Source organism: Marinobacter sp. AC-23, from assembly GCF_001858325.1.
Lineage (GTDB): Bacteria > Pseudomonadota > Gammaproteobacteria > Pseudomonadales > Oleiphilaceae > Marinobacter.
The window spans coordinates 14,633-26,938 of sequence record NZ_MBPP01000089.1; the positions used below are offsets into that span (position 1 = coordinate 14,633).

The 12,306-nt window shown below is 55.8% G+C and carries 13 protein-coding genes and 1 pseudogene; 3 read left to right on the plus strand and 11 right to left on the minus strand.

The features are described from left to right. Window positions 1-3: 3 nt before the first annotated feature. The gene (locus BCA33_RS22450; protein WP_254774637.1) at window positions 4-267 is read right to left on the minus strand and encodes a hypothetical protein; all 264 of its coding nucleotides are present in this window, start codon (window positions 265-267) and stop codon (window positions 4-6) included. A gap of 321 nt (window positions 268-588) precedes the next feature. Here BCA33_RS22450 and pdsR point away from each other — a divergent pair, with 321 nt between their 5' ends. The 3 genes from pdsR to BCA33_RS22455 are packed head-to-tail and all read left to right on the plus strand — an operon-like array spanning window position 589 to window position 3,365. Continuing rightward, complete coding sequence (gene pdsR / locus BCA33_RS19125) at window positions 589-1,290, plus strand: proteobacterial dedicated sortase system response regulator (protein ID WP_071268338.1); 702 nt, start codon at window positions 589-591, stop codon at window positions 1,288-1,290. A gap of 3 nt (window positions 1,291-1,293) precedes the next feature. Further along, complete coding sequence (locus BCA33_RS19130; protein ID WP_254774638.1) at window positions 1,294-2,811, plus strand: hypothetical protein; 1,518 nt, start codon at window positions 1,294-1,296, stop codon at window positions 2,809-2,811. Beyond that, window positions 2,745-3,365, plus strand: coding sequence for an ATP-binding protein (locus tag BCA33_RS22455; RefSeq protein WP_254774639.1), 621 nt, complete (start codon window positions 2,745-2,747; stop codon window positions 3,363-3,365). Before BCA33_RS19130 ends, BCA33_RS22455 begins: the two co-directional genes overlap by 67 nt. Before the next feature lie 30 nt (window positions 3,366-3,395). Here BCA33_RS22455 and BCA33_RS19135 read toward each other — a convergent pair whose 3' ends face one another. The 10 genes and pseudogenes from BCA33_RS19135 to BCA33_RS23005 all read right to left on the minus strand — a co-directional run bounded on the left by BCA33_RS19135 (window position 3,396) and on the right by BCA33_RS23005 (window position 12,274). Further along, on the minus strand, window positions 3,396-4,178 hold the full coding sequence (locus BCA33_RS19135; RefSeq protein ID WP_071268340.1) for an ATP-binding protein: 783 nt from the start codon (window positions 4,176-4,178) through the stop codon (window positions 3,396-3,398). 174 nt (window positions 4,179-4,352) lie between these two features. Beyond that, window positions 4,353-4,931, minus strand: coding sequence for a porin family protein (locus BCA33_RS19140; protein WP_071268342.1), 579 nt, complete (start codon window positions 4,929-4,931; stop codon window positions 4,353-4,355). A gap of 291 nt (window positions 4,932-5,222) precedes the next feature. Next, window positions 5,223-5,735 carry a hypothetical protein gene (locus BCA33_RS19145; RefSeq protein ID WP_071268344.1) on the minus strand — a complete coding sequence of 171 codons (513 nt, stop codon included), beginning with the start codon at window positions 5,733-5,735 and terminating at the stop codon, window positions 5,223-5,225. Further along, window positions 5,735-6,058, minus strand: coding sequence for a YqjD family protein (locus BCA33_RS19150; protein WP_071268346.1), 324 nt, complete (start codon window positions 6,056-6,058; stop codon window positions 5,735-5,737). Before BCA33_RS19150 ends, BCA33_RS19145 begins: the two co-directional genes overlap by 1 nt. Window positions 6,059-6,204: 146 nt before the next feature. Further along, window positions 6,205-6,807 carry a DNA ligase gene (locus tag BCA33_RS19155; RefSeq protein ID WP_368087274.1) on the minus strand — a complete coding sequence of 201 codons (603 nt, stop codon included), beginning with the start codon at window positions 6,805-6,807 and terminating at the stop codon, window positions 6,205-6,207. Beyond that, complete coding sequence (locus tag BCA33_RS22990) at window positions 6,750-7,169, minus strand: hypothetical protein (protein ID WP_368087275.1); 420 nt, start codon at window positions 7,167-7,169, stop codon at window positions 6,750-6,752. The genes BCA33_RS19155 and BCA33_RS22990 overlap by 58 nt, the downstream gene beginning before the upstream one ends. Next, on the minus strand, window positions 7,166-8,173 hold the full coding sequence (locus BCA33_RS22995) for a type VI secretion IcmF C-terminal domain-containing protein (protein ID WP_368087276.1): 1,008 nt from the start codon (window positions 8,171-8,173) through the stop codon (window positions 7,166-7,168). The genes BCA33_RS22990 and BCA33_RS22995 overlap by 4 nt, the downstream gene beginning before the upstream one ends. 20 nt (window positions 8,174-8,193) lie before the next feature. Beyond that, window positions 8,194-10,775: pseudogene (gene tssM, locus BCA33_RS19160) on the minus strand (type VI secretion system membrane subunit TssM). Between the two features lie 48 nt (window positions 10,776-10,823). Next, a complete protein-coding gene (locus BCA33_RS23000) occupies window positions 10,824-11,474 on the minus strand; it encodes a type VI secretion system domain-containing protein (protein WP_368087278.1) in 651 nt (216 codons plus the stop codon). Next, window positions 11,408-12,274, minus strand: coding sequence for a type VI secretion system ImpA family N-terminal domain-containing protein (locus tag BCA33_RS23005; protein WP_368087277.1), 867 nt, complete (start codon window positions 12,272-12,274; stop codon window positions 11,408-11,410). Before BCA33_RS23005 ends, BCA33_RS23000 begins: the two co-directional genes overlap by 67 nt. Window positions 12,275-12,306: the final 32 nt, after the last annotated feature.

The window sequence follows — 12,306 nt, forward strand, 5'->3', positions numbered from 1 at the left end:
CAATCAGCCACTAACCCGAACATCAAAATCACTCCCCAGCACCAACGCCGGTTCCTGCCACTGGCCTTTGCCGTCGACAAAATGCAGCGCACCTGCGGAGTCCTCGCTACCCGTGCTGGCTTCTGCGTATAGCGGTTGAACAAACAAAACCAGCAGCATAGCCATCCACAAACTCACACCTTCCATAAAGCGCCGAACACGAAGCGAGCGCCCTGCACTGAGCCCGCGCGAGCGGCTGGAGCCCCTCCCGAAACCGTGCGGAGCCATGGATGGCGGAGCCGAGCGTACACGGACGTATTCACAGCGTGTTTCGGGAGGGGCTCCAGCCGCTCGGGTGGGCGGACTCGAGCAAAACGGGAAAGCACTGTGCTGAGAAGATAGGGCAGAAAACATCATGGCAAGATCCTTTGGCGACACGATTCATTAAGACCTGGCCATTTCAACAACCCGAAAAGGAACTCCCGTGGCAGAATCAGACATTCCGCTCACAAAAAATGATGAATTATGACAACACCGCACGCTAACCTTGTTCTTACCGCCTGCCGTGTTTAAATAGATCCTCATCGCCCACGGATAACAGCCAAAAATATGAAAAAACACCTTGTCCTGATAGAGGACGAACCCGCCATCCGCGACAACTACCGCGCCGCCTTTGAACGCCGCGGCTATCGCGTATCCACCTACGGTGACCGCTCATCCGCCTGGCAGGTGCTGCGCCAAAGCCTGCCCGACCTCGCCATTATTGACGTCGGCCTGGGCGATGAGCCCGAAGGCGGGTTCACTCTGTGCCAGGATTTGCGTTCACTGTCCGGAACCTTGCCCATCATCTTTCTCACGGCTCGAGACAGCGATATTGATTCCGTACATGGCCTACGCCTGGGCGCTGACGACTACGTCACCAAAGACATGAGCATGGAACACCTGCTGGCACGGGTAACCGCCTTGCTACGCCGAGCCGATGCCTGGTCAGAAGCCCTGCAAAAGCCGGATGAAGTGGTGAGCCGTGGTCGCCTCAATCTCAACGTTGACCGCATGACCGTGGCCTGGGATCAAACCGCAATAGACCTCACAGTTACTGAGTTCTGGATGCTGCACGCACTGGTTCAACACCCTGGGCATGTGCGCAGCCGCGACCAACTGATGGAAGCCGCCAGCACGGTTCTGGATGACAACACCGTCACCTCCCACATCAAACGCATCCGGAGCAAATTCCTGCAGCTCGACAGAGCCTTTGACGGCATCCAGACCGCCTACGGCATGGGCTACCGCTGGAACGCTCGTGAGCTCTGATTCGTGACGCTAAAACGCCAGCTTTTTATTGCCAGCCTTTTGATGCTGCTGATCCCGTGGGCGGGCCTGCAGTTTGTGCTGGAGCTGGATCAGGCTTTGCGACAACAAGCGCTGCAGCAGTTACAAGATCAGGCGGATCGACTGGCACAAACGGCGGGAGATCTAAGCCTGGGGCTTCCCATCGTTGCAGCTCACACCTCCGCTATTTACGTAGAAAACCTCAGTAACCCCCTCAACCTGGACGGCTACAGCGATGACTGGCCCGGCTACGACGAGGCAGAACAGTTCCAACCTTGGCAGCCTGCCGAACAGCCAGGTGAGCTGTTGGACAAAACGCAAAAACCCGTCATGCACTGGCAGGCAGCCACCGACCAACGCCACCTGTACCTGCTGATACGTATTCGTAACCGCCAGCCCATTTTCTTTGACCCGGGCGCGCCAGAACAACTTCATGATCAGCTGATACTTTGGCTGGAGCCCACGGGAAGAAAGCTTAATCCGAATGCCCAGCCTGCCTCCTGGCTTGTACGCACCCCTGCTCCTGGCAAGGTTTACGCAACAATTTACCGAGCTGGCGATACCACCACAGAAAATGGGCAAACACCCGACTACCGGGTGAATGGTTACTGGCATAGTGTGGGCAACGGCTGGCAGCTTGAACTAGAGCTGCCCAAACCACCGCAAGGTAGTCGTCTGGGGTTTTCCGCCCAGCGCCGGGGCAACGCTGATTCGGCAAACATATCAACGTCCACCGACCCGCTACCGGTTCTGGTCGAACGCAAACCCGAACTTGAGCGGCAACTGCTTCCGGGAATGAGCAAAGGACAAACTGCCCGGCTAATCGAGCCGGCAGGCTGGGTGGTCGCGCAACAATCAACGCCGGCCCGACAGGCACCGCCAGAGTTTGACGCACTCAGCCCTTTGCAGGTTGTTGAACACATAAGCCTTAATGTCTTACGGGCTCTGGTACAGTTTTATCAACCCAAGCCGGCCACCCTGGCTACCCGTACCAACCGGCTAGACATGAATGCCCTGCCAAGCGAAGGCCTTGTCCGTCATGAAGACGACAGCGTCTGGCTGATGACCAAACAGCCCGTATTTGGGGGCAGGACTCTGGTGCTTGAGCAGTCCCTGGATCAGCTGCTAACGCTGTCCGGATCCACCCTGGGGTCCGTTATTGCCCGCAGTACTCTGATTATTATCGGCCTGACGTTGGTTCTGCTGGGTTATGCCAGCTGGCTGTCCTGGCGTATTGCCCGCTTACAACGCGCGGTCAGCGCTACCATCGATCAAGATGGCCGAATCATCGGCACTCTGTCGGGCTCCGGAGCCGGGATGAGCTGGGGCAGCTGCAGAACCATTTCGCTCAGATGGCCGACCGGCTGCACGGCTACAACCGTTATCTCGAGAGTTTTTCACGGCGTCTGTCTCATGAACTCAAAACCCCAGTGGCCGTGGTTCGTTCATCCCTGGAAAACCTCTCCCACAGCGAAACAGAAGAAGAACGCTCGCAATATATAGGACGTGCGGCTGCAGCCACAGAGCGGCTGCGCCAGATCCTTAATGGCATGAGCGAGGCGGCACGGCTGGAACAGAGTTTTGATCATGCCGACAAAGAAGCCTTCGATTTGGCCGACGTCATCGGCCAGGCTACGGAGGCCTACCAGTCCCTGGACGCACATCACCAATTTGATTACGTAGGGCCCACGTCCGGTGTGAGCCTGACAGGCTCTCCCGAGCTGATGGTACAACTGCTTGATAAGCTGGTAGACAACGCCAGAGATTTCACACCACAGGACGGCCGGATCCAGATCGAGCTCAAGCAAGCGGAAAACCAGGCCTGCCTGTTGGTATTTAACGAAGGCTCAGCCCTGCCAGACAACCCGGATACCAGTATTTTCAGTCCTTTCGTGTCGGTACGCAAAGGCCAGGAAGAGGGTCATCTTGGTCAGGGCCTTCTCATTGTGCAGCTGATTGCAGATTTTCACGGTGGTCGTGTTGAGGCGAGAAATGAAGCTCGCAACGATATTGAAGGTGTTTGTTTTCAGGTCACCATTCCGGTCGATCATGTTTGATACAAAATATGCACCAGCCACTTGCGCGGCTCAATCAAAGCAATTATCTCCGGCAAACTGCCGGAAAAACTGCTGAGCAGTACGGCCGTTGCGCACGCCTTTCTGGGTTGCAAATCGAATAGCTTCGCGGTGCAGGCTTTCCCGATCTGCAGTGCCTGGAAACAACGCATCCACCGCCTGTAGATAGATCTCTTGCGGAAACGCATAGAACGACAACTGCAGGCCAAAACGATCGGCCAGGGAAACCTGCTCTTCTATTGCCTCGGCAGGGTGAATTTCTCCATCCTGAGTGTGGCCTTTCAGGTTATCGGACATGAATTCCGGCATCAGATGCCGCCGGTTAGACGTGGCATAAACACGAACGTTCTCGGGCGGCAGTTCCAGGGAGCCTTCCAGCACGCTTTTCAAAGCTTTGTAACCGGACTCACCCACATCAAAGGACAGGTCATCACAGAAGATAATGAAGCGAAACGGCAGATTGCAGATATCGTCCACAATCTCCGGCAGGTTCACCAAATCATCCTTATCTACCTCTATGATTCTCAGGCTCTGCTCTTTGTAGCGATTCAGCAACGCCTTGATGAGGGACGACTTGCCCGTTCCTCTGGCACCCCAAAGCAGTACATTGTTTGAGGGCTCTCCGGCAAGAAAGCGTTCAGTGTTACGTGCAAGCGCCTGTTGCTGTCGATCAATACCTGTCAGGGAACCCCATTGAACAGGGTCCAGCCTTCGAACGGCGCGCAGCTCTGCGCGATGGCGGCGCCACACCGCTGCCGGAGTTGATGACCAATCAAAGGGTTGGTTTTCAGACATAAGCGCTCTTCCTGTTCAGCTGTTTATCTATATGCACACCGGCTCATTGCCGGAAGGCAAAACGTTAGTATATCTGTACCAGCTGCAGAGTGGCTATCAAGGGGCTGTAAGCAAAAAAACGGCGCAGAGACTAAGCCTCTGCGCCGTTTTGGGGGGGGGTCAGACTAGGGCTGATCAGAACTGGAACTTGAGACCAACCTGAGCAGTATCAAAGTCCGGGCCATCGTTGTTCAATTGACCATTGAAATCATCTTCATCAATGTCGACGTTATAACGGTTATATTCCAAGAATGTGGTCAAGTGCTCTGTAATACGGAAGTCGACGCCAGCACCAATGACCGGGCTTACATCGTCGTATGTCTCGTCTTCATCAAACGCATCCACATCAAGTGCGGCCGCAAAAGCACCTGCTTTAGCGTACACACCAAAGCTATCTGTTACCGGTAAGCGACCAATCGCTACAAGCGCACCACCTTTGAGCTTAGCCTTGGTATCGTCTTCACCGAAGTTGCCGAAATCGACATAGTTTGCTTCCAGGGCAAAGAACTCGTTGAACTGATAGCCCAGGCCCGCGCCGTACAGATCGTTGGAGTCATCAAACTCCCCACCATGCGCCTTATATCCGCCGTAACTACCTTTGACGTATGGACCGGCTTGATCACGGTCGGGGGAACCCTGAGCGAACGCCACAGGAGCTGCGAACACACTGGCGGACAATACGGATGCACAAGCAATGCGAGCTTTATAGTTCATAGCGTTTGATCCTCACTGGTTAAAATTTCCATTCAATTCTGCATTCATGGGGAAGACAAACTGAACGGTCTGCCGCCCTGAATTGCATGAATCTACCTTAGAGTCTAAACGCATGATTTTGGGTTAAAGCTGCACTACATTTTGTTCATTACCTCTTAACTTTATTCGCAGAAAAACCCAATATAGCCCTTTAAAATCAGACAATTAAACATTTAATAAATGCATGATAATAACGGCCAAAGATATCAGGCTTGTATGGGTTTTCCACGACAGCTACAGGCGCTTAAAGGATCAGTCTGCGGGTGTTTTGTGGCCCGAAGTTGCACTCGCCGCCTTCAGGTCATCCGATTCCGAGCCTGTGGAGTCTGTAGACGGACGCATCATCGCCATACCGCCTTGCAGTAACAGCTCTTTCAACCGTGGATCGCTCTGTTCTGCCACACCCGCAGCGAAGGCCAACGCAGCGGCTTCCAGCGGATTGCGGGCAATCAGCGAACGCAGCACAGCAATGGGTGACTCAGAACCCTTGCCTGATTCGCTTTTTTGAGCATCTTGGCGAGCCTTGGCCGGACGGGTCATGCGGTAGAAAAACAGGGCCAGCAAGCACAGACATGCCAAACCCGTGATCGCCATGGCCCCTGGCTCACCAACAAGGGGAGCCAGGGCAAGAGTTGCTGCGCCTACCAGCAAATAAAAACCGGTAATCAGCAACGCCGTGAGTAACACCACAGCAAGCACCACTCCGATCATAGCTGCAACAGCCTTACGAACGGCGCCCTTAATAGCAGCAGAGTCTGGCAACATCAGCGATCGAGCATCTTGCCTACGATAACACCGGCCAGAAACATGAGGATAATACTGAGAAACGGCCTCTCTTCAATTTTATGCTCCACGCTGTCTACGGTTTTTGAGCCTGCCTCTGTAGCGCGTGAAAGAGCCGCATCGCCCCGTTTACGAAGCTGATCCAGAACCGCATGGGTTTCTCGGCTGATTTCATCTTTCAGGCTATTGGCGTTGGATTTTTGACCCTCTGTAACGGCTTTCGCCAGCGAAGCCAGGTCTTCACGCAGCAGTTTAAGATCCTCTTTCACACGGCCGTAATCATCTGTTGCTGTTTGCTTTTCCATGGGCTGTCTCCTGATTGATTCCTAACTTCATCCGACAGCGGTATGGGACAGGCCCGTTTATCCCTCAGCCTGCAACACCGCTTACAAATTACTCTAGCACAGAGTCAGGGTTTCGTAATTGAAACAGGTTTAGCACACCCGTACGCCTACTCCAACTGCTCCGGCCATGGTTGTTCCGGTTCATCCTTACGCACACGCAAAAAGCTTGCAAAACGAGGCAAACCGGTTGCAGTGCGGCCAGTGTATTTGAAGGTTATTCGGGTTCCCGGTGCGGGTGGCCGGGCACGCAGTTCATCGCTGAACCCGGTACCAATGCGGAAGCGCCGACCACTCGGTAGCTCCACCTGCAAGGCACCCATCATGCCCCGAAGGCGACCTTTCCCAGGCAAGTGTTGAACGACTACCGCCTCTGCGTCCTCAAAGGTTTTTACCTTCAGCAAGTCATCGGAGCGGCCCGCTTTATACCGGCTGCCCCGCCGCTTCAGCATCAAGCCTTCACCGCCCTCCGCAACCACTTTATCCAATCTAGTCATTAGCGCAGCATGAGACGTAGCCGGTGCCTGCTCCACAAGCTCAAGGAAACGCGAATCCGTGTTTGCCAGCAAGGCATTCAGCTGCTCGTATCGTTCATGAAATGGCCCCGTGGCCGGCAAATCGAAGACATGAAACCGGATTTCACGCCACTCACGACCTACCGGAACCTGTTTGCGCACCGCCCCGGAAAGCTCTGCAAAACGCTGCCGCCCCATCCACAGCTCCCCATCCAGGGGGTATCGGGGAAATCTGCAACAAACCAGCCTGGCGCCTGATACTCGTTGCCATTACGGGATAAAAGCCTCTGGCCATCCCAGTAGGCCCTTACACCGTCCAGCTTCTCGCTGACCCAGTATTCCCCCAGCGCAACGCCTTGCTGATAACTGTTGGCCAGCGGCACTGGCGGCGAACTGGCCTCGCCAGCCCGCACCACAAGCATTAAAACCAACCATAAAACAGGCAACAAACACCTGAAACCAAACCATTTTTGGCAAGTCAGCATTCCCTGGGCCTCGCCCTCTTCTGCGTATTCTTCACAGGCTTCTCCTTGCCACTTTATATAGTGCTGGTTACTCAATACAGGCTGCGCGGGATCTTGTATCCCGATAGCAGCTTCTGCGTGAACGGATTGGTGTTGCTTGCTGCATGCAGGCGATAGCGCATCTCACCGTCGTCTACCTGGAACCGCACATCCACTGCGCTACTGCTGACACCGGTTATATCGGCCTTACCCAGCAACCTGAACAGTGCCCAAGGGCCGCTCTCGGAAATACTGCGCGGCGAGCGATTTACTTGCACCGGTACCAAGGTAATGCGGCTTTCTACCGCATCCCGTAGGGTGTTTGGCCAAACCAGTGGAATGCTCTGCCGCGGGCCGTGGCTGAATTCCACCAGCTGTCCATCCAGGTTTACAACACTGCGACGCTTGTTGGACGACAGGTTCAAGGGCTCCAGTGCAAACTCCACATCCAGCGTGCCGCTGCGCGTGAAGTAAGCACGGCGGATTTTATCGGCACTACCCAGTGACGCCAACACATCTCGGCGCACTAGCCCTGCCCGGCGGGCATCCCCAACCTGCTCCGGGTGATCTTCCAGGAACAGCTTCAGGTTCTCCTTGTAGAAGGTATCCAATACGCCACCCGGCGCAAAAAACCGCTCGAAATCCTGCAAAGCCACATCACGGCCAGCGCTGGCGTTAAACGGGTAGTGCCTGGCCAGATTTTGCTGGAACGGTTGATAAACCTCCCGATACCATTCCCGCTCAAGCTGCGCGACAGCCTGGTCCAGCAGCACGCGCCAGCTCTCTGTGGCCAGCCGGTTCAGCAGCCGGTTAATGGGTTCAGGCTGGTGCCCCGCCATCCGTTGCAGGGTGAAAATCGGATCTGCACCCAGCAATCCCATTCTCGCACGAGCTGCATTGAGTGCGGCTTTACCCTTGTCTGGCGACTCCTGAACGTTGCGCATGTATTCGTGTAGCTCGGCCACTACCAGCATGATTTGGTCTAGCCCGCTAGGCTGATCTTCGTGCTTTTGAGTAAGCTGGTTCAGATCCGTAAACTGACGCTCGATGTTCTGCAACATACGAAAATGGGCGGACTGCTCTAGCAGCTCCCGGCCGCTACGCTATCCCCCCCAGCAGCAGGTATGAGCTGGGTATTCCGTCGAACCTGGCCAAGCAATTGCGCCAGTGGCTCATGGCCACCCGTAAGGCTTTCCAATACACGAACCCCGTGATTCAGATCTTCAAATTGCTGAATATCGACCCGGCTCAAGGCTGTGCGCCAGGCGTTGGCATAGTGCTCGGCATAGAGATTTTGCAGGCTGGCCTGCAACTCTGTCTCATCGGCTTTGCTGAAGTTCACATTATCCCGGCGACCGAGCACCCAGCATCTACCAGAGCCAGCTCAGTAACGGTGGCAGATTTGCGCAGGAACCACTTCTCCAGGCCGTCACGGGTCAACAACGCGGGAATCGTTAAGGGATCAGATGCCAATGACTGCCCCAACGGATCTTCCCGATGCTCCCCTGCCGGCTCGCCATACTGATCCACTCGCACAAAGACGTTGCTGAATGCGGGGCCAGAGGTGCGGGCCAGGTCGGTTGGCTGGCTGAATGCCCTGCCTGCTTCAATCTCCAAGTCCCGGTACACACGATCTGGCGTCGACATCCGCCCAAGCTCGTGTTGCGACCACTGCACGCTGCTTTTGAAAGGCGCAAGCGCCATATCGGCGGCCACATCCCCGTTTTGGGCCTGATCCGCCAAATCGGTGTAGGTCATGGCGTAGTCAAGGTGTGACATCAGTCTGTTCTGAACATCACGCCGGCCCGGGAAGGCACGCTGCCAGTATTCGCTCATGTAGTTGGTGACAATATCGTTGCGACGGCCACTGGCATCGTAGAGCATGCGCAACACACGCAGATGCTCAAGACGCTCCGGGCTATTGTCCGGTGCCCGGCTCATTTCACCCATCACCCCGAACATCAGCGCGGGCAGATACTGGTAGGCCAACATATCCAAGTACGAGGATTCCACTTCCGGCCCTACCTTATGGCCCTGGTACAGCCCCATGTCACTGATAAATGTCCACTGCTTGCGATGATTTCCGAACGCCAGGGTTGCCTGGCGCAACTGATCCAGTGGCTCCAGCAAATTGCGGCCGGTAGTATCCGGCTCGAAGCCCACTGGCTGCCAGTTATCAACGAAGCGTTGCACCCGTGTCTCAACCGAGGCGGCCGCTTCGGCGTTTTTGATGAAATAATGCTGCCAGCCCGCCGTTATACCGGCACCGGCAAACACTGCGACAGCGGCGGCGATAGCCACCCTGCGTTGACGGCTACGTACAACCCGTCGGTTATCCCCGGCAAGCCCAGCTTCCGGATAAATAATTTCGGAAAACAGCGACTGGGTAAACAGGTTTGCTGACTGGCCCGTACGCTGAGCCGCCTGAATTGGGCCAGATATCTGGTAATGCCTGGCAGCGGCAGAGACAAAGGCATCTTCAGGCACCCCTTCTTGCACAACTGAGGTGAAATAGGTGCCCCGAACCAGTGCCGGCGTGGAGAAGGCATCCGCTGAAAGAAGGCTGGTCAGAAACGTTTCAAGTACCGGCTTCATGCCAGCCAGCTGGCGAGTGAACGAATAGGCGGCGGCTCTGTCTTCAGAGTCCCGGGTACTGGCCAACACGTCTGGCAAGCGCACATTCAACCGTGCGACCATTTCACTGAAGCGCTCCGTGAACTCATTTAACCATTCGTCGTTATCCAGCTGACCTTCCAGTTGGAAGGTAAACCCAAGAGCCTGCTCTTTCTCTTGTTTGCTGAGGGTGCGAACAAACGGCCCAAAGCCATAAAGCAGATCCATTTTAGTAAAGGAGACATACACCGGCAGGCGCGAGCCTATCTGCTCCATCAACTCCCGCAGGCGCGTGCGCAGCAGAATGGCATGGGCTTCGCGTTGCTCCTCGGTCGCTGTGCTCAGCCTTGCCAGATCAATCGCTAATATCACCCCGTTGAGCGGGCGTTGTGGACGGTTGCGCTCAAGCCACTGGATAAAGTGTCCCCAGAGCCGTTGCTGTATTTCCCCGGCGGCGCTCTGGTTTTGATTCTGGCTCAGCAGTTCGCCATCGGGATCAATCAATACGCCGTTATCGCCGATCCACCAATCGAATCCGAACGGGTTGCGATCCGCACGATTATTGCGGGTTACGTTGGTTAGGGTATAAGTCTGCCCGGAACGCTGGATAAGGCTGGACTTACCCGCACCCTCCAGGCCCATTAGTAAGTACCAAGGCAAGCGATAGACCCCCCTGCGACCTGGCAGGTTGTTCTTCAGGGCAGCAAGCTGACGATCCAGTAACCGCTGCTGGCGACGCTCCATAGGCAGAATCGGGTCTTCCTGCTCCTGCTGCTCCTCTGCTTTGGATGCATTAACCTTGCCCAAGCGCCGAGCCAACACCGTGCCCCAAATCATGGCAACCAGTAACACAACACCCAACGTTACCAGCGCCCGAGCCTGCCAGGCCGCCAACGGGAACTCTCCGCGCACCTCCCATTCAGGACCGAGCCACCAGGTGGCTATCAACAGCGCAATCAGGCCAAGCGCCAAAGTAACCGGTACTGCGTTTCGAATGTATGGCAGAAGCCAGCGACCGATGAGTAAAGCTTTTCTCCACATGGTGTCCATTCCTGCTGTTTATCCGTAATAAAGGTAGCTGTTGTCCCGACTTGGCTCTCAGGCCAGTCGTTCAAGTTGTTTCAGTAAAGCCGGTTCCCAGTCCTCAATCGCCAGACCATCCATCTGCTGCTGCAAGTCCTGAATCTGCCGGGAAGCCAGGCTTACCAAGCCGCTTTCTTTCATCAGCCGGGCCGATGCCAAACGCCAGTAGAACTGCTCCCTCGGCTCCCGGGCTCCCGCCAGACCGTCTTCAAGCAACTGCATCGCCGGTGCCAGACCTTTCTGGGCGATAAGCTCCCGCGCCGTGTCATAGGCCTGTTCCCAGGGGCTGGCATTGCCGCCGGACTGCCCGGATGTGGGCGCAGACCAAAGCCATTGCTGTGCTTCTGCGGATAGAAATGGGGTGCCGTCGTTAAACGTTAGTTCCGCAAGCTGCGGTAGCCTTTCCACAAACTCATCAACGCCTGCACGAATGGCGTCAGAACAAGCATCACAACCTAAAGAAGAGGCCACACTGGCACTGAGTCGGTGCCCCTCAAGCCAGAACGGGCTTACCGACAGGCTCTGTTCAATGCGCTGCCAAAGGGCATGATCTGGCGACTTTTCCAGGGCTTCGCGGTATTCCGCAACACGATCTGCACTCACCGCCGCCAAGTCAGAGCGTTTGCCATCCCTGGTTGGCGGTACCGAGGTAATACTCTGCCAGATGGCGTACCGGCGAACCTGGTAGCCAGGGGGCGCTCGGGCTCAGTTCCGGTCAGCATATCCGCCACTTTTAACAAACTCTGGCGAGTAGCGCGCTCGTTACTCGGGTCCAATGTCAGCGCACCAAGCGATGGGCTGGCAGACGTTGCCGACGGCGCTGCGACCACTTTGGAATGATCACTTGCGGCGAAAGAGGAGCTGCCAGAAGATGCCTCTGCACTTTTTTCCGAACGATCTCCAACTTCCTGAACCTGCGGCAACTTTTCAACAGCTCGCTTTAGATCCACCAAGGCGTCGTCGGGCAGTTCTCTTTCTTGCACTTGCGCCTGGAGCTTGGCCAGTACCTCGAGGCAAAAACTGCGGCCATCTCCCACACTTGCATCAAAGGAGTTTTCTGCCACCCCTTTGCAAGCGCGCTGGAGCATCTGCGTGAACATCATTTTCCGGGCACGCTTGCCTTTGTCCCCCGGGTAAGGCCAGCCTTGCTCCCACCAGGTTTCCAGCACGCGTTGGAGCAGATAAAGCGAAAGCGCAAAACGCTCTCCGTCGCCGCCGCGCTGCAGCGCAATCAGGAGAAAGCCGAGGACTTTCAAATCCTTGCTGCGAGCAGACAGTATTTTCAGGGATTCGCTCTCAACCTTGCCCCAGTCAATGTCGGTATGGGCAAGAGAGCCGATTTTCATGATTTCGTCTTCCAGGAGCACGAGAGCTGCATCTTCGCCCAGCCCGTGACCTGCAGGCGACTCGCCTTCCAGCGGCGTGACGACCTGTTCAATGTAGGGATGCTGTTCTATAACCTGCATATCCGTTTATCCTCGCGTCCTTACGTTTGCGC